This window comes from Rhodoluna sp., from assembly GCF_024641065.1.
In the GTDB taxonomy this organism is placed as follows: domain Bacteria; phylum Actinomycetota; class Actinomycetes; order Actinomycetales; family Microbacteriaceae; genus Rhodoluna.
In genome coordinates this window covers 326,827-348,458 of the sequence record NZ_JAHEDV010000001.1, presented here as the reverse complement: position 1 = coordinate 348,458, position 21,632 = coordinate 326,827, and the positions used below count along the sequence as shown (strand labels likewise).

Genomic DNA, 21,632 nt, shown 5'->3' with positions numbered 1-21,632 from the left:
TTAGTTCTTTCTGTCTCTTGCCTGGGCTGCCAAGGCTCGCTCAACATTTGAAAGGCCTTCAACCAAGATGCGGCGAAGTGCAGCAATCTCAGCAATTTCTGGGGTTGCAATAGCTGCTCGGGTCTTCGCTGCCAATTCTTCGTTGGCTAGGTGAGCTGGGTAAAGGTTTTCAACCAAGTACTCGGCAATCTTGAATGTGTAGCTGTTCCAGATTCGAACCACGTTTGCAAAATAGGTGTCGACAAATGGCTCGAGCAGCTCAGCACGCGGAACGCGAACAAATCCCAAACTGGCCGAATCAACCAATGCGTTTGAAAGCTCGGATTTTTCGGTCAGCAGGTGCCAAGCAGCTTTCTTGTCTTCGAGTGTTGGGAGTGCCGCACGAACCCCTGCGGCGGCTTTTTGCCCGTTTGCAGTGTTATCGCGCTCCAATTCAGCATCAATTTGGGCAGAATTTGCTCTTCCGCCCACCACTAGGCCACCAAGCAAGTCCCAACGCAAATCGGCGTCAATCTTTAATCCAGCAAGCTGTTCGACGCCATCCATGATCGCCTGAAGCGCGTCTAGTTGCTCGTCACCGCGTGCAAATTGCGCAAAGAACTTAGTGAATTGCAATTGCGCGTCAGAACCTGCCGCGGCATTGCGAGCCAAGGAGAGAAGCCCAGCGCCAATTGACTTGACAGTTTCTGCTCTGGCTTCTTCAGTGACATACAAATTCGCTGCTGTCAGTAACTGACGAAGAAGCGTCAACATGGTGGTTGATTCAGTTTCGCTGCCAATGTTGTTTAGCACTAGCTTGATGAACTCGCGTGGGCTGGCTTCAGCATCGCGAGTCGCATCCCAAGCGGCACCCCAAATGAGAGTTCTAGCCAGTGCATCGTCAAATTTACTCAGGTTGTCGATGGCAAACTTCCAAGACTCTTGGTCGAGTCGAATCTTGGCATAAGCCAGGTCGTCGTCGTTGAGCAGAACGAGGTCAGGGCGCTCAAGGCCAACCAACGCGTTTACTTCGGTTAGTGCGCCATCAACATCAAGTTCTAGGCGGTGAACGCGGCTCAGCTTTGAATCGACCAGGTTGTAGAAACCAATTGCCATTCGGTGAGGGCGAAGAGTCGGGTGTTCGGCAATTGCTGTTTGCTCGATTGCAAATGCAGTGATTACGCCCTGATCGTTAGCCTCGATGCGAGGGCGCAGAGTGTTAACTCCAGCGGTTTCAAGCCAAAGTTTTGACCAACTACGCAACTCGCGTCCTGATTGTTCTTCAAGTTCAACCAACAAGTCATTTAGTTCGGTGTTACCGAAAGCGTGCTTCTTGAAATAGCTGGCGACGCCGGCCATGAACTTTTCTTGGCCAACCCAGGCAACCAACTGCTTCAAAACAGATGCGCCCTTGGCGTAGGTAATTCCGTCAAAGTTCACCTGAACATCGGCTAGGTCATTGATGTCAGCAACAATTGGGTGGGTTGACGGTAGCTGGTCTTGGCGATATGCCCAAGACTTTTCTAGAGCCGCAAAGGTAACCCAGGCGCCATGCCATTCGGTGGCTTCGGCAGTAGCCAAAGTTGAGGCATATTCGGCAAATGACTCGTTCAACCACAGGTCATTCCACCAATTCATGGTCACTAAATCACCAAACCACATGTGTGCCAACTCGTGCAGAATGGTCACCACGCGACGCTCACGAATTGCATCGGTGACCTGACCTCTAAAGACATACATCTCGGTGAATGTCACAGCTCCGGCATTCTCCATGGCGCCAGCATTGAATTCAGGAACGAACAACTGGTCGTACTTGTCGAACGGGTACGGCTGGTCGAACTGAGATTCAAAGAAAGCAAAGCCCTGTCGAGTTTTTTCGAATACATAGTCAGCATCAAGGTGCTCAGCAAGTGAAGAACGGCAGAAGACACCTAGCGGAATGATCCTTCCGTCGGTGCTAGTCAGTTCGTTTCGAACCTCAGTGTATGGGCCTGCGATGAGAGCCGTGATGTAGCTAGAAATTTTTGGAGTTGGTGCAAAAGTCCACTTAGCCTTGCCCTCTGATAGACCTTCGACACTGCTTGCCGCTTGGTTAGAAACGACTTTCCAGTTCTCGGGTGCGATCACACTGAAGTGAAAATTAGCCTTCAGGTTTGGTTGTTCAAATACCGAGTAGACGCGACGTGAATCAGGCACCTCAAACTGGCTGTAAAGGTAAACCTCGTTATCAACTGGGTCAACAAATCGGTGCAAACCTTCGCCAGTGTTCATGTAGTTCGCGTCAGCTACGACTAGCAGTTCGTTTTTAAGCGCTAGGTCATCAAGTTGAATTCGAACGCCATCTGAAACCACCGATGGGTCAAGTTCGCGGCCGTTCAAGGTGACGCTGTGCACTTGGTTGGTGATGGCATCAATAAATGTGTTCGAGCCGGCAGATTTGGCACTGAAAAATACCCGAGTGCTAGTTCTGAAAGTTGTTTCAGAGCTGGTTAGATCAAGCTCAATCTCATAGCGATCAACCTCAAGCAACTCTGCACGCTGTTGGGCTTCAATACGGGTGAGGTTTTCTCCAGGCATAATCTGCTCTCTGATTGTTTCTAGTTGATTAATAAAGCCTAATCGCTCGAAAGTCGGTGGGATAATTGGGAGATGGGCGGACTATTTACAGCAATTGCAACTACTGCAGATCAGTCCCTGACCCTGTTCGAGATTGGCCTAACCCTTTTGGTGCTGGGAATTTTGGCGTTCGGCGCAGTCAAAATCAAGATTTCGGTTGTTCCCTTCTACCTCATCACCGGTCTGGCCCTGGGGCAGGGCAGCATCGTTCCGCTAACACTTAGCGAAGACTTTCTAAATACCGGCGCTCAAATCGGCGCAATTCTTTTGCTGCTAATGCTTGGGCTTGAATACTCGGGTGCCGAACTTGCTGAAGCTTTCAACACCAAAAAATCAGTTGGCGCAATCGATTTCTTTTCAAATGCGGTTCCTGGTGCCTTGATTGCTCTAATCCTCGGATGGGGATGGATCGGCGCTCTCGTTCTCGGGGGTATCACCTACGTATCTTCTTCAGGTATTGCAGCGCAGATGATGAAAGAAACCGGTTGGCAGCGTTCACTGCTTTCGAAGCGCGTTGCCAGTGTGCTGGTCGCCGAAGACTTGTCTTTGGCACCCTATTTGCCGCTGCTCACCTCCATACTTGCCGGTCTTGGTGCTATCGCAGGTTTCTTGTCAGTCGCTGTTGCGTTGTTGATGACTGGTCTAGCTTTGGTGTTCAGCTTCAAGGGTCAACGCGCAGTCTCTAGGGTTCTAAACAAAGATGCCCCCGGTGGTTTGTTGTTGACGGTTTTCGGCGCTGCCTTGGTCGCCGCTGGACTTGCCGAATTGGTTGGTTTTTCGAGCGCAGTTGCTGCCTTCTTAGTCGGCCTCGTGCTTACCGGTGAAGTTGCCCATGCCGCCCGTTTGCGACTTTCGCCACTTCGCGACCTGTTCGCAGCGATCTTCTTCTTGTTCTTCGGTCTAAGCATTCAGGTCACTGAAGTCATAGCCGTTTTACCACTTGCACTCTTGCTGGCCGTGGTCGGAATTGCCGGAAAGATGTTCACCGGCTGGTGGGTTGCTCGTGACATGACCGACGACATGAGCTGGAAGCGAGCCGGTGCATTCCTGATTCCCAGGGGTGAATTCTCGATCGTTATTGCGGCTCTAGCTGCTGGATCGGTGACTTTTGGTGGGCAGATTCAAGCACTCACCTGGACCTACGTTCTCATCACATCGCTTACTGCCTCGATTGCCCTTCGCTTCTTTAGAAGCAAGTTCGAGCGCTAGTTATCATTGACTCAATAGTTTTTAGAGAGAAGACCAATGCGAATTCACATTGCCACTGACCACGCCGGCCTTGAATTGAGCCACTTTCTTATTCGTGAATTGACCAAGCTCGGTCACGAGGTCTTTGATCACGGGCCATCATCGTACGACCCGCTTGATGACTACCCTTCTTTCTGCATCAATGCTGCCTTGGCGGTGGTTGCTGACTCTCAAGCCCAGGTTGAATCACTTGGAATTGTTCTTGGCGGCTCAGGTAACGGTGAACAAATCGCTGCGAACAAGGTCAAGGGCATTCGCGCGGCTTTGGCTTGGAACGAATCAACCGCAAAATTGGCTCGCGAACACAACGATGCCAATGTGATTGCAATTGGTGCCAGACAACACAGCCCAGATGAGGTGCTTCACTTGATCAACCTTTTCATTGCCGAGCCTTTCAGCAAGGATGCCCGCCACGAGCGCCGCATCGCAAAAATCGCTACCTACGAGCAGACCGGCGACATCCTCTAAATCATGCCTGAAGGGCACATTGTTCATCGGAACGCGAATGATTTCAATCGCCACTTCGCTGGCGCGCCTTTAGACATAACTTCACCCCAGGGCAGGTTTTCTGAATCAGCAAAACTGGTGTCCGGTCGCAAATTGGTTAAGGCCAAAGCTGTTGGCAAGCAGCTGTTCCTGAGGTTTGAAAACGATTTGGTCCTGAGAATTCACTTGGGAATATACGGAAAGTGGGCCTTTCGCGAGGTCGCTCCAGAGATTCACCCCGAGCCTATTGGTCAGGTTCGTGCGCGTTTCAGCAATTTATCCTGGCTTGCCGATCTTCGCGGGCCAACTGTTTGTGAAGTAATTACTAAGCAAGAGGCTCGTAAAATCGAGCAAAAACTTGGGCCAGACCCACTAAACGCTGACCCTCACGGGGTTGAACGTGACCGATTTATCGAAAGGGCAAACTCGAGCAAATCGGCTATCGGCTTGCTGCTCATGAATCAAGACGTGATTGCTGGCATCGGCAATGTTTATCGGGCAGAAATTCTTTTTCGAGCTGGCATTGACCCTCATCGACCAGCCAATCAGCTGACCAAAGATGAATTGACTGAAATTTGGCGTGACAGCGTCGAATTGCTCAAGATCGGCGTAAAAACAGGCTTCATGATTACTCGAGATGAACTGCGAACCAAGAAACCTAATAAGTCAGAGCGAAACTTCATCTATAAACGCGAAGGCTTACCTTGCCGTGTTTGTGGCACAAATATTTCGATTGAAATCATGGCTGGTCGCAAACTTTATTTTTGCGCAGGCTGTCAAAAATAACCAAGTGAAATTCATGGATGACGCCCCTGCAGGGCTTTGTTTTGCTGGTATCTTGCGAATTGGAGCGGGCGACGGGAATCGAACCCGCACCATCAGTTTGGAAGACTGAGGCTCTACCATTGAGCTACGCCCGCAAGCTGTGAACCGATTTTGAGAAATCGGCGCAACATCTCCATTCTATGGGTTAGTATTACTGAGGTTGTTCACGAGAAAGAAATTTTTCTTGAAACCACCGGGGTGTAGCGTAGTGGCTAGCGCGCCTGCTTTGGGAGCAGGATATCGCAGGTTCGAGTCCTGTCACCCCGACCAAAAGGTCCAGATGCCACTTCTGGGTCGTTGAAATAAATCCGGCTCGTCTTCCATAACGGAGGCGGGCCATTTTCAAAATCAGGAGAAACACTTGAAAACTGCAGTAGAACGCATCAAGCCAACTCGCGCGAAGCTAACCATTGAGGTAACTCCTGAGGAGTTCCGCCCGAGCATCGACCACGCCTACGAGCACATCGCTGAGACCGTAAACATCCCTGGTTTCCGCAAGGGCAAGATCCCTGCAGCCATTCTTGACCAGCGCATCGGTCGCCCAGCAGTTTTGGCACATGCCATCAACGATGGGCTAGACACCATCTACCGCAAGGCAGTTGAAGAGGCCGGCGTTCGCCCTCTAGGTCAGCCTTCTGCAGATGTTAAGCAGTCTCCAGACGAGAAGACTTTCGAAGGCAACCTAATCGTTGAGATCGAAGTTGAGGTTCGCCCAGAGATCGACCTAAAGGAATACAAGGGTCTTTCAGTAAAGGTTGACGAGATCAAGGTAGAGAAGGCTGAAGTCGAGAAGGAGCTAGATGCTCTTCGTGCTCGCTTCGGAAGCCTAAAGACCGTTGAGCGTGCCGCTAAGTCTGGCGACTTCGTGACCATCGACCTTTCTGCAGAAATCGACGGCAACAAGATCGACTCAGCTGAGAACATTTCTTACGAAATTGGTTCAGGCAACCTACTTGACGGCATCGACGAGGCTCTAGAGACCCTAACTGCTGGCGAAGAGACCACCTTCAAGTCAAAGCTTGTTGGCGGCGACAAGGCTGGTGTTGAGGCTGAGGTTTCAGTCAAGCTAACTGCAGTGAAAGAGCGCGAACTACCTAAGGCTGACGACGCATTTGCTCAGCTAGCTAGCGAGTTCGACACCATCGCTGAGCTAAAGGCAGACCTAGAGAAGCAGATCGAACGCTCAAAGAGCTACGGTCAGGGAATCCAGGCTCGCGACCTACTTACCGACAAGCTGCTTGAGCTTATCGACGTTCCAGTTTCTGACGAGCTAGTTCAGGGTGACGTAAACCGCCACCTTGAGGGTGAGGGCCGTCTAGAAGACGACGCACACCGGGCCGAGGTTCTAGAGCAGAGCATCCGCTCATTCAAGGTTCAGATGCTTCTTGACGTTATTTCTGAGAAAGAAGACATCAAGGTTGGCGAGCAGGAGCTTATTCAGTACCTGGTTCAGAGCTCACAGCAGTACGGCATGGCTCCAAACGACTTCATCAAGGCAATTAGCGAGCAGGGCCAGGTTCCAATGTTCGTAGCCGAGGTTGGCCGTCGCAAGGCACTTTCAGTTGTGCTTGAGGCAGCAAAGGTTACCGACTCAAAGGGCAAGGCTGTAGACCTAAGCGAATTCACCAAGTCAGACGCTGAAGCAGCTGACGACCACGCAGGTCACGACCACGACTAATCAGTAGTTTCTGAAAGACCCGACCGTCAGGTCGGGTCTTTCTTTTTTAGCCACGCTTTAGCCACTGGCGAACAACGCCGTGTTTTGGCATCCGTGGCAGTTATCTTTGACAAGCAACCACAAGATTTAGGAGTTCTTCAATGGCTGAGCACCCACAGGGCCCGAACAGTACCTTCGACCGCCTGCTAAAAGATCGCATCATTTGGCTTGGCAGCGAAGTGCGCGACGACATGGCGAACGAAATTTGCGCGAAAATTCTTTTGCTTGCTGCTGAAGACTCAACCAAAGACATTTTCTTGTACATCAACTCACCTGGTGGTTCGATCACCGCTGGTATGGCAATTTATGACACCATGCAGTACGTGCCTAATGACATCGTTACCGTCGGTATCGGCATGTGTGCGTCTATGGGGCAGTTCTTGTTGTCTTCGGGCACCAAGGGCAAGCGCTACGCAACCCCGAACACGCGTGTGTTGTTGCACCAGCCGCACGGCGGTTTCGGCGGAACAGCCTCAGACATTCAGACCCAGGCTCAATTGATCATGTCAATGAAGCGCCAGTTGGCAGCCATCACCGCTGAGCAGACTGGCAAAACGGTTGAGCAGGTAATGCTCGATGGTGACCGCGACCGTTGGTTTAGCGCTGAAGAGGCCCTCGAATACGGTTTCATTGACCACATCCAGAAGTACGCCGCCAGCCAAACTGGCGTTGGCAAGAACTAAGGCCGGAGAAGAATTATGACTAACCCAAACCTGTTCCAGAGCCCGGATGCCCGCTACATCCTGCCTACTTTTGAAGAGCGAACCTCTTACGGTTTCAAGCGTCAAGACCCATACAACAAGCTATTCGAAGACCGCATTGTCTTTCTAGGTGTTCAGGTTGATGACGCATCTGCTGATGACATAATGGCGCAGTTGCTAGTTCTTGAATCTCAAGACCCAGACCGCGACATCACCATGTACATCAACTCACCTGGTGGTTCATTTACTGCCATGACAGCCATTTACGACACCATGCAGTACATTCGCCCACAGATTCAAACCGTGTGCCTAGGCCAGGCTGCTTCTGCAGCTGCTGTGCTGTTGGCAGCGGGAGCCCCGGGCAAGCGCTTGGCACTGCCTAACGCGCGTGTTTTGATTCACCAGCCGTCTGCTGGCGAATCTGGTCGTGGTCAGGCCTCAGACATTGAGATTCAGGCCCGTGAAATCATGCGTCTTCGCGAATGGCTCGAGGCTACTCTGAGCAAGCACTCAAAGCGCACTGTTGCAGAAGTTAGCAAAGACATCGATCGCGACAAGATTCTTACTGCACCTGAGGCGCTGGAGTTTGGTCTGATCGACCAGGTTCTAACCTCACGCAAAAACGCGTAATTAGTTCTTTCAAAGCGGATGGGCGAGGCTCATCCGCTTTGTCAGTTAATGGGAATAAGGTTTTTACATGACTTCGCTTAGTGAATCGGGTGACCTACTTAAGTGTTCTTTCTGCGGAAAGAGCCAAAAGCAGGTTCGCAAGCTTATTGCTGGTCCAGGTGTCTATATCTGCGACGAGTGCATCGAGCTATGCAACGAAATCATTGAAGAAGAGCTCGGTGCAGAAGTTGCCGAAGGCGTAGAAGAAATTGATCTGCCTAAGCCTCGAGAAATCAAGGGCTTTCTAGACGAATACGTTATTGGTCAAGACCAGGCTAAAAAAGCCTTGGCGGTGGCTGTCTATAACCACTACAAACGTCTTCGTTCACGCGGTACCTTAACCGCGGCGGGCAAAGAGCACGATGCAATCGAAATTGCCAAGTCAAACATTCTGATGATTGGCCCAACCGGTTGTGGCAAGACTTATTTGGCTCAGACCTTGGCCAAGCGTCTCAACGTTCCATTTGCTGTGGCCGATGCCACAGCTCTAACCGAGGCCGGTTACGTCGGTGAAGATGTTGAGAACATCATTTTGAAGTTGCTTCAGGCTGCTGATTTCGATGTGAAGCGTGCTGAAACTGGCATCATCTACATCGACGAAATTGACAAGATTTCGAGAAAAGCCGAGAACCCTTCAATCACCCGTGATGTTTCTGGCGAGGGCGTTCAGCAGGCACTACTAAAGATTCTCGAAGGCACTGTCGCTTCGGTTCCACCTCAGGGTGGCCGCAAGCACCCTCAGCAAGAGTTCATTCAGGTAGACACCACCAATGTGCTTTTCATCGTTGCGGGTGCTTTCGCTGGGCTTGAAGAAATCATCTCGGCGCGCTCGGGCAAAAAAGGAATCGGCTTTGGTTCGCCTATCCAGGGCAAGTCTGACAATGTTGAGATTTTCACCGAGGTTCAGCCTGAAGATCTACGCAAGTTTGGCTTGATTCCAGAATTCATCGGGCGTTTGCCGGTTCTGGCGACTGTCACCCCGCTTGATCAAGTTGCACTGATGCAGATTTTGACCGAACCAAAGAACGCACTGGTCAAGCAGTACCAGCGCATGTTTGAACTTGATGGTTTTGAGTTGGCTTTTGACAAAGACTCACTAGAAGCAATCGCCGACCTAGCTGTCGCTCGCGAAACCGGAGCCCGCGGCCTGCGTGCAATCATGGAAGAAATTCTTGGCCCGGTTATGTTTGAAATTCCTGGCAGCGAAGTTCAAGGCATCGTGCGCATTACCAAGCGGGTAGTTGTCGATGGCGTTGAGCCGCAGATCGAACCATTCAAAAGTTCGCGCGAATCAAAATCAGCCTAATCATTCTTAAAAGAAGAAGCCGTCCGATAGATTTCGGACGGCTTCTTCTTTAGGTTCATTAGCCTTCGACTACCTCAGCGAGTACGACGTCAACCATCGCTAGTTCTTCGCCTTCGGCGTAGGCGAGTGAGGCGATTCTGCCGACAGCCTTGATGTCAGTTTCAATCAGACGCAAGCTGGTCAATACGGCAGCCGGTGCTTCAATCACTGCAGATTCAACTGCCGCTTTCATCGAAACCTTGGCGTCAGATTTAGCCTTGCGAACACCAAATAGTGCGGTTGCTGCAAGCTCCAACAGGCCGTGATTTGATGCATCCAAACCTTCAGTCAGTTCTTCTGCGGTTGGCCAGGCTGCTCGGTGAATTGAGCCGGCACCGGTTTGCCACCAGCCCCAGACTTCATCCGTGGCAAAGGGCAAGAACGGAGCAAAGAGTCGCAGCATCGTGTGAAGTGCTTTGCGAAGTGCAATCGCGGCAGAAGCTTGCTGAGCTGCGGTTGATTCGCCACTCGCGTTATAGGCGCGATCTTTCACTATCTCTAGGTAATTGTCGGTAAAGCCCCAGAAGAACTTTTCAGCAAGCTCTAGAGCCTTGGTGTGGTCATAAGCTTCGAAAGCCTCGGTAGCGCCCCTAACCACGTCAGCAAGGCTCAGCAGCATTGCCTGGTCAATCGGTTCGCTAACCTCGGTTGCCCCAGCTGGAACCTCGAAAGATAGGGCAAATTTGGCAGCGTTTAGAAGCTTCACAGCAAGACGGCGACCAACCTTCATCTGTCCTTCGTCAAACGCAGCATCGGTGCCTAGTCGGGCTGAAGCCGCCCAATAGCGAACTGCATCGGCACCGTGATTGTCAATTGGCTCAGCCGGTACGACAACATTGCCTTTTGACTTAGACATCTTCTTGCGGTCTGGGTCAAGAATCCAGCCCGAAATTGCCGCGTTCTTCCATGGCAATTCGCCGTGCTCTTGCTCTGCTCTCAACAGGGTTGAGAACAACCAGGTTCGAATGATGTCTTGGCCCTGTGGGCGAAGGTCATATGGGTAAACCTTTGCGAACTTCTCTGGGTCTTCGATCCAGCCGCCGGCAAGTTGAGGGGTTAGCGATGAAGTAGCCCAGGTGTCCATGATGTCCATCTCGCCGACGAAGCCGCCTGGTACACCGCGTTGCGCTTCGCTGAAGCCTGCAGGCACATCAGTTGATGGGTCAATCGGTAGCGATTCAATCGAAGGCACCAGTGGAGTTTCAAAGTTGGCTTCGCCGTTTTGATCTAGTGAATACCAAACTGGAATTGGTACACCAAAGAATCGCTGACGTGAGATCAACCAGTCACCGGTGAGACCGTTTACCCAGTTTTCGAAGCGAACCCGCATGAAGTCTGGAACAAAGTTGAGGTCTTTGCCAAGTGCGATTAGTCGATCACGAAGCGCTGCATCGCGCCCACCGTTGCGGATGTACCACTGACGGGTTGAAACGATCTCGAGTGGCTTGTCGCCTTTTTCAAAGAACTTAACATCGTGCGTAATTGGCTTTGGCTCGCCAACCATGTCACCCGATTCTTTCAGCAGTTCAACCACGCGCTGCTTGGCTGAGAACACAGTCTTGCCAACCAATTCTGAATAAGCAGCCTTACCCGCGTCAGATGTGATTGCTTCTGGCATCTCTTCGATGATGCGGCCATCCCAGCCCAAAATTGCACGGTTTGGTAGATCAAGCTCGCGCCACCAAATTACGTCAGTAACATCGCCGAAGGTACAGATCATTGCGATGCCTGAGCCTTTGTCAATCTGTGCAAGGCGGTGAGCAACTACCGGAACTTCAACACCGAACAGCGGAGTTTTAACAGTCTTGCCAAACAGTCCTTGGTAACGCTCGTCGTCAGGGTGGGCAACCAGAGCAACACAAGCCGGAAGCAATTCAGGGCGGGTGGTCTCGATAAAAATCTTGCCGTCTGGGCCGTCAAAGCCAAGACGGTGATAGGCGCCAGGCTGCTCACGGTCTTCAAGTTCGGCTTGTGCCACTGCAGTTCTGAAGGTGATGTCCCACAGAGTTGGTGCCATCGATTGATAGGCCTCGCCGCGTGCAAGGTTGTTCAAGAATGCTTTTTGCGAAACGGCAATCGCTGCCGGCGAGATGGTCTGGTAGGTCTGGTTCCAGTCAACTGAAAGGCCAAGTCGACGCCATAGTGCCTCGAATTGCTTTTCGTCCTCGGTGGTCAATTTTTCGCAAAGCTCGATGAAGTTTCGACGAGAAATCGGAACTTGATCGGCGGCCTTCGCGCTCTTGTTGTCGCCACCTTCAAACGGTGGGACAAAGTTTTCAACGTAAGGCAAAGATGGGTCGCATCGAACTCCGAAGAAGTTCTGCACTCGTCGTTCGGTAGGCAAACCGTTGTCATCCCAGCCCATTGGGTAATAGACCTCGAAGCCCATCATTCGCTTGTAACGAGCGACAACATCGGTGTGGGTGTAGCTAAAAACGTGGCCTACGTGAAGCGAACCTGAGACAGTCGGTGGGGGAGTGTCGATTGAATAAATCTCGCCTCGACTTGCTTCGCGACGAAAGCGGTAGACACCGTCTTGCTCCCACTTAAGTGCCCATTTGTCCTCGAGTCCTTCGACTCCCACCTTGTCGGGTGCGGTCGCAGGGGCAAGGATGCTGGCTAATGAGCCGTTTGGGGCAGTATTCACGCTGAAAGTCTCCAAGAAAAGGGTTTATTACAGGTTAACATTGATAGTAGAAATCCTCCTGATTACAGCGAAGAAAGCCTTGCATGTATCCCAAGAACAATGACTCCTCAAACGCCGCGCGCGAGGGTGTAAACCCAAGCCCTAGTTTTCCGGGTGTTGAAGAGCAAATTCTTAAATACTGGGAGAAAGACGGGACGTTCCAAGCATCAATTGATCAGCGTGCAGCAGAAGGCGCCGAAGAGTTTGTCTTCTACGATGGCCCACCTTTTGCAAACGGCCTTCCGCACTACGGGCACTTATTAACCGGTTATGCAAAAGACATGGTTCCGCGTTTTAAAACAATGCAGGGGTTCCGCGTTGAGCGTCGCTTTGGCTGGGACACCCACGGTTTGCCAGCCGAAGTTGAGGCTGAACGTCAACTAGGCATTTCGGGTCGCCCTGAAATTGAAAAGTATGGAATCGATAAGTTCAATGCTTATTGCAAGTCATCCGTGCTTAAGTACACCGAGGAATGGCGTTCATACATAACCCGCCAGGCGCGCTGGGTTGACTTTGACAATGACTACAAAACTCTAGACACCAACTACACCGAGAGCGTTCTTTGGGCATTCGGCGAGCTTTACAAAAAGGGCCTGATTTATGAAGGCTTCAAAGTTTTGGCTTATTGCTGGCGCTGCGAAACTCCGCTGTCTAACCACGAACTTCGCATGGATGACGAGGTTTACAAAAACCGTCAAGACCAAACCCTGACCGTTACCTTCCCGATCTCAGCTGGTCAAAAACTAGAGGGTGCGCGTCTGCTGGCATGGACCACCACTCCGTGGACTCTCCCGACTAACTTTGCACTGGCGGTTGGCCCTGAAATTGAATATGCGGTTGTTGCAGCTGGCCCTGAAGGTGCAGGTGATGGCGGCCCAGCCGGAACCAAGTACGTAATCGCAAAGTCATTGCTCGGCGGTTACGCCAAAGACTTGGGCTACGAATCAGCTGAAGAGGCTCTTGCCGCAGTAGTTGAAACTCACCCGGGTGCAGACCTGGCCGGCATTCGTTACGAGCGCCTTTTTGATTACTACTCAGACACCGAAAAATTTGAGGTTACCAACGCTTGGCAGGTTGTTGTCGCCGACTACGTTGCCGACTCAGATGGAACCGGTATCGTGCACCAGGCACCGGCCTATGGTGAAGATGACCAAAACGTATGTAACGAGGCTGGAATTCCGACCTACGTTTCGATCAACGAGCGCGGCGAGTTCAATTCAATCGTCACCGACTTCGAAGGCCAGCATGTATTCGAAGCAAATAAGCCAATTTCGCAGCACCTGAAAAACGCCGGCAGAGTCTTGCGCCAGGCAAGCTACGAGCACTCATACCCGCACTGTTACCGCTGCAAGAACCCGCTGATCTACAAGGCAGTTTCTTCGTGGTTTGTTGAGACAACCAAACTTCGTGACCGCATGATTGAGCTCAACCAGCAAATCGACTGGACACCAGATCACACCAAAGATGGTTCGTTTGGCAAGTGGCTTGAAAACGTTCGCGACTGGGCAATTAGCCGCAACCGTTTCTGGGGTGCACCAATTCCAGTCTGGAAATCAGACGACCCGAACTATCCAAGAATTGATGTTTATGGCTCGCTCGACGAGCTTGAGCGTGATTTTGGAGTTCGCCCGGCAGACTTTCACCGCCCGGTTATCGATGAGTTGACTCGACCTAACCCTGATGACCCAACCGGAAAATCGACCATGCGTCGCGTTCCAGAAGTTCTTGACTGCTGGTTTGAATCTGGCTCAATGCCATTTGCCCAGGCCCACTATCCATTTGAAAACCGCGAGTGGTTTGAAACCCACAACCCTGGCGACTACATAGTTGAATACGTTGGTCAGACCCGCGGCTGGTTCTACACGCTGCACGTTTTGTCTACTGCGTTATTTGATCGCCCAGCTTTCAAATCAGCGGTTTCGCACGGAATCATCCTGGGTAATGACGGACAAAAAATGTCAAAGTCATTGCGTAACTATCCAGATGTGAATGAAGTTTTCGATCGTGATGGCGCTGACGCTATGCGTTGGTTCTTGCTGTCGAGCCCAATTCTTCGCGGCGGCAACTTGATTGTTACCGAGCAGGGTATTCGCGAGGGAGTGCGACAGGTTCTATTGCCACTCTGGAACACCTACTACTTCTTCTCTTTGTATGCGAATGCATCGAACTATGAAGCTAAGTGGTCGGTTTCAAGCCAGGATGTTCTCGACCGTTACTTGCTCTCGAAGACTCACGATTTGGTGAACGAAGTTGAAGCGCACCTGAATAAATTTGATTCTTATTCAGCGACTAACAGTCTTCGCGAATTCGCCGACGTATTGACCAACTGGTATGTTCGTCGCTCGCGCGATCGATTCTGGGATGCCTCTGCTGAAGCGTTTGACACGCTTTACACAGTTCTCGAAATCGTTTGTCGAGTTGCTGCGCCGCTGCTTCCAATGGTCACCGAAGAGATTTGGCGCGGTCTAACCGCAGGCCGAAGCGTGCACCTTGAGTCGTGGCCTGATGCCGCCAGCATTCCAAATGATTCAGCTCTGGTCGAAGCTATGGACCAGGTTCGAACAGTCAGCTCGGTTGCGAACAGCTTGAGAAAAGGCTCAGGGCTACGTGTTCGTCTGCCTTTGGCTAAACTCACCGTGGTTACCAAGAATGCAGCATCGCTCGATCAGTTCTCGGCCATCATTGCTGAAGAGCTCAACGTGAAATCTGTCGCCTTGGTCGAGATGTCACTTGGCTCAACATCAGAGTTCGGTGTGGTCAAGCGACTAACCGTCAACTCACGCGCGGCTGGCCCTCGCATCGGAAAGTCAGTTCAGGCCGTTATCGCGGCAGCAAAGGCAGGCGACTGGTCAGATGCCAACGGAGCAGTGATCGTGGGTGGAATCGAGCTTGTCGATGGAGAGTTCATCATCGATCTAGTTGCCGGAACTACAGACGGTGCCGAAGAGTCAACTGACCACATCGGTATTTTGCCAACCGGATTCCTGATTCTCGATGGCCAAGTGTCACCAGAGTTGGCGGCTGAAGGTCTGGCACGCGACGTTATCCGTGCGGTTCAAAATGCTCGAAAAGAAGCTGACTTCGATGTCAGCGACCGAATCAAACTTTCAGTCACAGCTGACGAATCGGTTTTGGCAGCGATTTCTACACACCAAGAGTTAGTTATGTCAGAAACTCTGACTCTTGAACTTATTTCAATCAACGGTGTGGCTTCAGTCAACGCCGTGGCAGTTGGCGAAGGCCAGCAAGTAGCAGTTGTGGTGGAGAAGATTTGAGCGACGAGTTCGACAAGTTCGACGACGAACAATACTGGGCTGCCAAAGGTCGCGAGGTAGAGGCAGCTCTGCTGAAGCGAGTTCCTGAAAACCAGATTCGCCCTCGGCTTGAACCCACTCTGCGAGCAACCGCTCTGCTTGGCGACCCGCAAAAGGCCTATCGAGTTATTCACGTAACCGGAACCAACGGCAAAACCAGCACAGCGCGTTTCATTGAGCGATTGCTTCGTGAACACGGTTTGAGAACCGGTCGTTTCACTAGCCCTCATCTGGTGAAGTTGAACGAGCGCATGTCACTCGACGGCGAACCGGTTTCAGATGAGCGTCTATTCAACATTTGGTCTGAAATTGAGCCAATTATTGAAATGGTTGATGCTGAACTTGCCACACAGGGTGATGAGCCACTTACTTTCTTTGAGGCCCTCGCCGTGCTCGGTTTCTCTATCTTTGCCGATGCGCCGGTTGACGTGCTGGTTCTCGAAGTGGGAATGGGTGGCGAATGGGATTCAACCAATGTCGCCGATGGTGATGTGGCTGTCTTCACACCGATTTCAATCGATCACGCAGATCGCCTAGGTTCTACTTTGACTGAGATTGCCAAGACCAAAGCTGGAATCATCAAGCAGGATGCCATCGTTCTAAGCGCGAGCCAAGAACCAGAGGCATTCGAACAGCTAGAGGCTAAGTCGGCCCAATTAGCCGAGAAGATGACTGCCTACGGCGTTGGCTTCGAGGTTCTGTCTAGTGAACCAAACATCCTTGGTCAGACTGTCTCGCTGCGCACATTGGCCGGCGAATATCACGACTTGAACCTTCCGGTTCACGGTTTTTATCAGGCTGAGAACGCAGCTCTCGCTGTTGCTGCCGTTGAGGCTTTTCTTGGCGGCGGCGAGCAAAGAATCATGGATGACGTTGTTCGAGCTGCTTTCGCTGATTTCTCATCACCGGGTCGACTTCAGGTCGTCTCACGAGAGCCTCTAGTAATTCTTGACGCAGCGCATAACCCACAGGGGGCTCAGTCGCTCGCGAAAGCCTTGAAAGATAATTTCGGCTCTCCTTATGTGGTCGGAGTCATCTCGATTTTGGCTGAGAAAAATGCCCGTGCGCTTCTTTCTGAACTAGATGATTCGCTGATTGAAGTAATTGTTACTCAGTCATCGTCTGATCGCGTTATTCCTGCTGAAGAGCTTGCCGAGTTAGCACGAGAAGTTCTAGGTGCTGACCGTGTGAAGGTGCAGCCAAATGTGCAATGGGCATTGGCTGAGGCGCAACTTCTTTTGCCAAAGGGGCAAGCGGCTGCGGTTGTGGTCACTGGGTCAATCACGCTGGTTGGCGATGTTCTTAAACTAAAACAAATTGAGGCTGAACAAGATGCGTAAAAAATCAACTCAACGAACACTGGGGTCAATGCTTCTGGCATTTGAATCATTTGTCGTGTTTTTTGCAACCCTGGTTGCATTTGGTTTGAAAGTTGCAGACGGCCCGGTGGTCTGGGCAATTGGCCTCTCGCTCGCGTTTATTCTGATCGCCACGCCTGCCATTTTGGGTCGCAAGTTCTCATATGTTTTTGGCTGGTTTCTTCAGCTCGTAGTCGTAGCTTTGGGAATCTGGGTGCCGCTCATGTATGTGGTTGGCGCTATCTTCGTTTGCCTTTGGGCTTGGGCGATGATTGCCGGATCAACCATCGATAAAGCTCGTGCAGTATTCGAAAAAAATCTGGCTGCTGGTCAGACTCTAGAAGAGGAGCAGTAAATGTCTCAGGCAACACTCGTACTCATCAAGCCAGACGGCACCAAGCGCAACTTGATTGGCGAGATCATCGCTCGCTGCGAGGCAAAGGGCTATGTCGTTGCCGACTTGAAAAAGTTCACGCCTTCAATTGCGCTTCTAACTGAGCACTATGCCGAGCACGAGGGAAAGCCATTTTTTCAACCACTCGTAGAGTTCATGAACTCAGGAGATGTGGTTGCCATTCGCCTTGAAGGTAACCGTGTCATCGAAGGTTTTAGATCGCTTGCTGGCGCTACCGACCCAACAGTTGCTGCTCCGGGAACAATTCGTGGAGACCTTGGTCGAGACTGGGGTTTGAAAGTGCAGCAGAATCTGGTTCACGGCTCAGATTCGGTCGAGTCCGCCGAACGTGAATTGGCCCTCTGGTTCTAGGTTTAATAGAAAAGCCCTCCATCAATTGGAGGGCTTTTTCTATTCGAGAAGGCTTGCAAATCAGGCTTAGAAAAGGGTTGGCCACCAAGTCCAGAAGTGAATCACGATTACCAGGATTACGACTAGTTCGGTAACCAGAGTGAATGCCCAAGATTTTGAATACGCGCGGTCGAAGAAATCGACGAAACGCAGGGGAGTGTCAATGAAGCCATCCTTAGCTCCGAACAATATGACCTTCCAGAACATTGGAACCATCGCGGCCCATGCCAACATGCAATAAGGGCAAAGCACGTTGATGACAAAAACGCTTTGGCTAAAGAGCCACAGCACGAAGAGAAAACCAAAGCTCACGCCAACGGCGAAGAGGCGCCAAAACCAGGCTGCAAATTTTGCGCCGGCAAGAATCGCGGCGCCCACAACTATGGGAGCGATAAATGCCGCCAGGCCAATCAACGGGTTAGGAAAGCCGAATAGCGACGCCTGCGGTGTAAGCATTACCGATTTGCATGAAATAAATATGCTGATGTCGCAGCTGAGGGTTGCATCCGGGTTAGTTGCCACGTGAATTCGCTCAAGTGTCAGGCTAAATGCTGCAATCCAACCGATGAGGCCGGTGATGATTAGGTGCCATGCAAAGCCCCTGGTTGGCTGCAGTTGGATGCCGTTTTTAGCTTCAGCGTTGCTCATGTTTTCAAGTATGCCACGCGCCATGGGTGACAATCCTCGGGCAAAGTGTCATACTTAGAGAAGTTGAAGCAGGCCACACCTGGTTCGACGAAGATTTCACGAGAACCTGCGAGTTGTATTCGCTTAAGACCCATCGGGCAGCGGCAATCGCAAATAAAAGAGTTGCTCGTACATAGTTTTGGTTGTTTGCAAAAGTAAGCAACAAGGATTTACGCCTTATTGGCTGGTGAGTGTGGCCCAGAAAATAGGCAGCTTGGAGTACACCAGAAATGGTGAATAAAGAAACAAACGCACCCGCAGAAAAAACCGTTCGTGCTACCCGCGCTAAAAAGCCAGTGGGAAAAATCGAAGCCGAATCAATCGAAACGATTGTTGACGCAACTGTAGAGAGTGAAGCACCGGCCAAGAAGCCTGCAGCTAAACGCGCTCCTGCTAAAAAGGCACCGACAAAGAAGGCGCCAGCAAAAACTTCTGGTTCGTCTGAAAAGGCTTCTGAGTCAAACGAGCCTGGTGCCGCGTCAGTTGAGGCTCCGGTAACCGCACCTGTTTCTGCAACTTCACTTATGTTCATGGCACCTGATCTGCCAACTCCGGTAATCGATGCCAAGCGTGGCCGCCCGGTTGACCTAGCACCAGAAGGCGACGAAAGCCACCTTCGTCGTCGTTCACGTCGTCGCGCTGGTGAAGAAGCTCCGGTAGCTGAAGACCCGAACACCGTCGTGAAGGTTCGCACTCCACGAGAGCCAAAGGCGCCAAGCAACGAGCCGACCCGAGTTAAGGGCTCAACTCGTCTCGAGGCTAAAAAGCAACGTCGCCGAGATGGTCGCGATGCTGGCCGCCGCCGCACAATCATCACCGAGTCTGAATTCTTGGCTCGTCGTGAAGCAGTCGACCGCACCATGGTGGTTCGCTCTAAAGACGGCAAGATTCAAATTGGAGTGCTTGAAGACGGCATCCTCGTTGAGCATTACGTAGCTAAGGCTTCTGAAGCTTCCCTGATCGGCAACGTCTACCTCGGCAAGATCCAGAACGTTCTTCCATCCATGGAGGCAGCGTTCGTTGACATCGGCCGTGGCCGCAACGCAGTGCTTTACTCTGGCGAAGTTGACTGGGAACTTGCCGAGACCGGCAATCAACCTCGTCGAATTGAGCTTGCTCTAAAGTCTGGCGACACTGTTTTGGTTCAGGTAACCAAAGACCCGGTTGGTCAAAAGGGTGCTCGTCTGACCAGTCAGGTTTCGCTACCTGGTCGATACCTGGTTTATGTGCCAAATGGCTCAATGAACGGAATTTCGCGCAAGCTACCTGACTCAGAGCGTGCCCGACTAAAGAAAATTTTGAAAGAGATTCTTCCTGAAGATGCTGGCGTGATTGTGCGCACTGCAGCCGAAGGCGCAACCGAAGAGCAATTGACTCTTGACGTTCAACGTTTGCAACAGCAATGGGAAGAAATCAGCAAGAAGGTTGAAAAGGGCCAGGCCCCGGTTCTGCTTCACAGCGAACCAGACCTTTTGGTCAAAATCGTGCGTGATGTCTTCAACGAAGACTTCCAAAAGATGGTTATTGCCGGCGATGACGCTCGCGAAACCATCGAAGAGTACCTAAAATCGGTAGCCCCAGACTTGCTAGAGCGTGTTGAAAAATACGAGGGCAGCAGGGATGTCTTCGACGAATACCGAGTAGGCGAGCAAATCGCCAAGGCGCTCGACCGCAAGGTTTACCTGCCTTCAGGTGGTTCATTGGTTATAGACCGCACCGAAGCTATGACTGTGGTCGATGTTAACACCGGAAAGTTTGTTGGTTCGGGCGGAAACCTCGAAGAGACCGTCACCAAGAACAACCTTGAAGCGGCTGAAGAAATCGTTCGCCAGCTTCGCCTCCGTGACATCGGTGGAATCATCGTGGTTGACTTCATCGACATGGTCTTGGAATCAAACCGCGACCTAGTTCAGCGTCGCCTTATGGAATGTCTAAGCCGCGACCGCACCAAGCACCAGGTGGCTGAGGTTACCTCTTTGGGACTGGTTCAAATGACTCGTAAGAAGTTGGGCATCGGCCTACTAGAGGCCTTCTCAGAGCCTTGTGAGGCTTGTGCTAGCCGTGGTGTGATCGTTCACCACGAGCCAATCATGCGTTCGAACCGCAATCACTCGGATGACGCCAAACCTCAACAGCAGCAGAAACAGGGCAAGCGTGGTCGCAATGACCGCAACCAAAAGCCTGAGCCTGCAAAGGTGGTTACTCCTGAACGCGCAGTTGAAATCAACAGCGTTGTCGCCAAGATTGCCGCATCCACCGTCGCCGCCCACGAAGCTGCCGGTGAAGAATCGCCGATTTCTCTTCCTCAGGCCAAGGTTGTCGCTGACACCTCGGTAGAGGCCGAAAAAATGCTTGAAGCAGTGCTAGAAGCTCTTCCAGAGCCAAAGGCACCTGGTCAGGGTCGCCGCAAGCCACGCCGTGCAACCAGCGGTGGCAGCGCCCCAGCACCAATTGATTCAAGCAATACTCAAAATGAGGGCTAAATAGGTTTGACCATAGCCCAATGGCAATGTAGACTGAATTCTCGTTGCCTGTTGAGTATTCGCAATTGCAACACAATAAGACTTTCGAACAAAGGGTAGATCTGTGGTTTACGCAGTAGTCCGCGCAGGCGGCCGTCAAGAGAAGGTGTCAGTAGGCACCATCGTGACTCTCGACCGTATTAAGGCTGATGCCAACGGCAAGATTGAGCTTTCAGCTCTTCTTCTAGTTGACGGTGACAAGGTCACCACCGATGCCAAGGCACTTGCCAAGGTGAAGGTTACCGCTGAGGTTCTAAACGACCTACGTGGTCCAAAGATCATCATCCAGAAGTACAAGAACAAGACCGGTTACAAGAAGCGCCAGGGTTTCCGTGCAGACCTTACCCGCGTTCAGGTCACTGAGATCAAGTAAAGGACTGACACAAAATGGCTTCCAAAAAAGGTGTTAGCTCGACCCGAAACGGTCGCGACTCAAACGCACAGCGTCTAGGCGTTAAGCGTTACGCAGGTCAAGAAGTAAACGCAGGCGAGATTCTAGTTCGCCAGCGCGGAACCCACTTCCACCCAGGTGCAAACGTGGGCAAGGGTAAAGACGACACTCTGTTCGCTCTGTCAGCTGGCTCAGTAGAGTTCGGCACCAAGGGTGGCCGCCGCGTTGTCAACGTGATTGACGCTGCTTAGTAAAAACTAGCTTTTCCAGGAGGCGGGCCTTT

The 21,632-nt window shown here is 51.6% G+C and carries 16 protein-coding genes, 2 tRNA genes and 1 pseudogene; 15 read left to right on the top strand and 4 right to left on the bottom strand.

What is annotated here, in order from left to right:
* A complete protein-coding gene (pepN, locus tag Q0L26_RS01670; protein ID WP_296646509.1) occupies positions 1 to 2,556 on the bottom strand; it encodes an aminopeptidase N in 2,556 nt (851 codons plus the stop codon).
* 72 nt (positions 2,557 to 2,628) lie between these two features.
* On the opposite strand from pepN, the gene Q0L26_RS01665 reads away from it, so the two are divergent.
* From Q0L26_RS01665 to Q0L26_RS01655, 3 genes are read left to right on the top strand one after another with little or no spacing between them, the layout of a single operon-like run.
* A complete protein-coding gene (locus Q0L26_RS01665) occupies positions 2,629 to 3,804 on the top strand; it encodes a cation:proton antiporter (protein WP_296646507.1) in 1,176 nt (391 codons plus the stop codon).
* A gap of 36 nt (positions 3,805 to 3,840) precedes the next feature.
* Positions 3,841 to 4,311: a ribose-5-phosphate isomerase gene (locus Q0L26_RS01660; protein WP_296646504.1), complete on the top strand. Its 471-nt coding sequence runs from the start codon at positions 3,841 to 3,843 to the stop codon at positions 4,309 to 4,311.
* 3 nt (positions 4,312 to 4,314) lie between these two features.
* Complete coding sequence (locus tag Q0L26_RS01655; protein ID WP_296646502.1) at positions 4,315 to 5,115, top strand: DNA-formamidopyrimidine glycosylase family protein; 801 nt, start codon at positions 4,315 to 4,317, stop codon at positions 5,113 to 5,115.
* A 60-nt stretch (positions 5,116 to 5,175) separates the two neighbouring features.
* Here Q0L26_RS01655 and Q0L26_RS01650 read toward each other — a convergent pair.
* Positions 5,176 to 5,249 (bottom strand) — tRNA-Gly (locus Q0L26_RS01650).
* 99 nt (positions 5,250 to 5,348) lie between these two features.
* On the opposite strand from Q0L26_RS01650, the gene Q0L26_RS01645 reads away from it, so the two are divergent.
* The 5 genes and pseudogenes from Q0L26_RS01645 (at position 5,349) to clpX (ending at position 9,547) form a co-directional block, all read left to right on the top strand.
* A tRNA-Pro gene (locus Q0L26_RS01645) sits at positions 5,349 to 5,424 on the top strand.
* Positions 5,425 to 5,515: 91 nt separating this feature from the next.
* Positions 5,516 to 6,799: pseudogene (tig, locus tag Q0L26_RS01640) on the top strand (trigger factor); the annotation flags it as partial.
* A gap of 173 nt (positions 6,800 to 6,972) precedes the next feature.
* Positions 6,973 to 7,554, top strand: a complete 582-nt coding sequence (locus Q0L26_RS01635; RefSeq protein WP_296646497.1) for an ATP-dependent Clp protease proteolytic subunit — start codon at positions 6,973 to 6,975, stop codon at positions 7,552 to 7,554.
* Positions 7,555 to 7,569: 15 nt separating this feature from the next.
* Positions 7,570 to 8,202, top strand: coding sequence for an ATP-dependent Clp protease proteolytic subunit (locus Q0L26_RS01630; protein ID WP_296646494.1), 633 nt, complete (start codon positions 7,570 to 7,572; stop codon positions 8,200 to 8,202).
* Between the two features lie 67 nt (positions 8,203 to 8,269).
* Positions 8,270 to 9,547, top strand: a complete 1,278-nt coding sequence (gene clpX, locus Q0L26_RS01625) for an ATP-dependent Clp protease ATP-binding subunit ClpX (protein WP_296646492.1) — start codon at positions 8,270 to 8,272, stop codon at positions 9,545 to 9,547.
* 58 nt (positions 9,548 to 9,605) lie between these two features.
* On the opposite strand, the gene valS is transcribed toward clpX, so the two are convergent.
* Positions 9,606 to 12,233, bottom strand: coding sequence for a valine--tRNA ligase (gene valS / locus Q0L26_RS01620; RefSeq protein WP_296646489.1), 2,628 nt, complete (start codon positions 12,231 to 12,233; stop codon positions 9,606 to 9,608).
* An 83-nt stretch (positions 12,234 to 12,316) separates the two neighbouring features.
* On the opposite strand from valS, the gene ileS reads away from it, so the two are divergent.
* The 4 genes from ileS to ndk are packed head-to-tail and all read left to right on the top strand — an operon-like array spanning position 12,317 to position 17,710.
* Entirely contained in the window at positions 12,317 to 15,547 is a 3,231-nt protein-coding gene (gene ileS, locus Q0L26_RS01615; RefSeq protein ID WP_296646488.1) for an isoleucine--tRNA ligase, read from the top strand.
* Complete coding sequence (locus tag Q0L26_RS01610; protein ID WP_296646485.1) at positions 15,544 to 16,926, top strand: folylpolyglutamate synthase/dihydrofolate synthase family protein; 1,383 nt, start codon at positions 15,544 to 15,546, stop codon at positions 16,924 to 16,926. Before ileS ends, Q0L26_RS01610 begins: the two co-directional genes overlap by 4 nt.
* Positions 16,919 to 17,299, top strand: coding sequence for a DUF4233 domain-containing protein (locus Q0L26_RS01605; protein WP_296646484.1), 381 nt, complete (start codon positions 16,919 to 16,921; stop codon positions 17,297 to 17,299). Before Q0L26_RS01610 ends, Q0L26_RS01605 begins: the two co-directional genes overlap by 8 nt.
* A complete protein-coding gene (ndk, locus tag Q0L26_RS01600) occupies positions 17,300 to 17,710 on the top strand; it encodes a nucleoside-diphosphate kinase (protein ID WP_296646481.1) in 411 nt (136 codons plus the stop codon).
* Positions 17,711 to 17,776: 66 nt separating this feature from the next.
* Here ndk and Q0L26_RS01595 read toward each other — a convergent pair whose 3' ends face one another.
* Positions 17,777 to 18,421, bottom strand: coding sequence for a vitamin K epoxide reductase family protein (locus Q0L26_RS01595; protein WP_296646480.1), 645 nt, complete (start codon positions 18,419 to 18,421; stop codon positions 17,777 to 17,779).
* 245 nt (positions 18,422 to 18,666) lie between these two features.
* Between Q0L26_RS01595 and Q0L26_RS01590 the strand changes: the two genes are divergently transcribed.
* From Q0L26_RS01590 to rpmA, 3 genes are all read left to right on the top strand, one after another.
* A complete protein-coding gene (locus tag Q0L26_RS01590; protein ID WP_296646477.1) occupies positions 18,667 to 20,919 on the top strand; it encodes an Rne/Rng family ribonuclease in 2,253 nt (750 codons plus the stop codon).
* A 103-nt stretch (positions 20,920 to 21,022) separates the two neighbouring features.
* Positions 21,023 to 21,331, top strand: coding sequence for a 50S ribosomal protein L21 (rplU, locus tag Q0L26_RS01585; RefSeq protein ID WP_138275496.1), 309 nt, complete (start codon positions 21,023 to 21,025; stop codon positions 21,329 to 21,331).
* A gap of 14 nt (positions 21,332 to 21,345) precedes the next feature.
* Positions 21,346 to 21,600: a 50S ribosomal protein L27 gene (rpmA, locus tag Q0L26_RS01580; RefSeq protein ID WP_296646471.1), complete on the top strand. Its 255-nt coding sequence runs from the start codon at positions 21,346 to 21,348 to the stop codon at positions 21,598 to 21,600.
* Positions 21,601 to 21,632: the final 32 nt, after the last annotated feature.

Excerpts from the sequence above, each read along its gene's own strand:
- pepN (WP_296646509.1), bottom strand. The coding sequence starts at position 2,556 with ATGCCTGGAGAAAACCTCACCCGTATTGAAGCCCAACAGCGTGCAGAG.
- Q0L26_RS01665 (WP_296646507.1), top strand. The coding sequence starts at position 2,629 with ATGGGCGGACTATTTACAGCAATTGCAACTACTGCAGATCAGTCCCTG.
- Q0L26_RS01660 (WP_296646504.1), top strand. The coding sequence starts at position 3,841 with ATGCGAATTCACATTGCCACTGACCACGCCGGCCTTGAATTGAGCCAC.
- Q0L26_RS01655 (WP_296646502.1), top strand. The coding sequence starts at position 4,315 with ATGCCTGAAGGGCACATTGTTCATCGGAACGCGAATGATTTCAATCGC.
- Q0L26_RS01635 (WP_296646497.1), top strand. The coding sequence starts at position 6,973 with ATGGCTGAGCACCCACAGGGCCCGAACAGTACCTTCGACCGCCTGCTA.
- Q0L26_RS01630 (WP_296646494.1), top strand. The coding sequence starts at position 7,570 with ATGACTAACCCAAACCTGTTCCAGAGCCCGGATGCCCGCTACATCCTG.
- clpX (WP_296646492.1), top strand. The coding sequence starts at position 8,270 with ATGACTTCGCTTAGTGAATCGGGTGACCTACTTAAGTGTTCTTTCTGC.
- ileS (WP_296646488.1), top strand. The coding sequence starts at position 12,317 with ATGTATCCCAAGAACAATGACTCCTCAAACGCCGCGCGCGAGGGTGTA.
- Q0L26_RS01605 (WP_296646484.1), top strand. The coding sequence starts at position 16,919 with ATGCGTAAAAAATCAACTCAACGAACACTGGGGTCAATGCTTCTGGCA.
- ndk (WP_296646481.1), top strand. The coding sequence starts at position 17,300 with ATGTCTCAGGCAACACTCGTACTCATCAAGCCAGACGGCACCAAGCGC.
- Q0L26_RS01595 (WP_296646480.1), bottom strand. The coding sequence starts at position 18,421 with ATGGCGCGTGGCATACTTGAAAACATGAGCAACGCTGAAGCTAAAAAC.
- Q0L26_RS01590 (WP_296646477.1), top strand. The coding sequence starts at position 18,667 with ATGGTGAATAAAGAAACAAACGCACCCGCAGAAAAAACCGTTCGTGCT.
- rpmA (WP_296646471.1), top strand. The coding sequence starts at position 21,346 with ATGGCTTCCAAAAAAGGTGTTAGCTCGACCCGAAACGGTCGCGACTCA.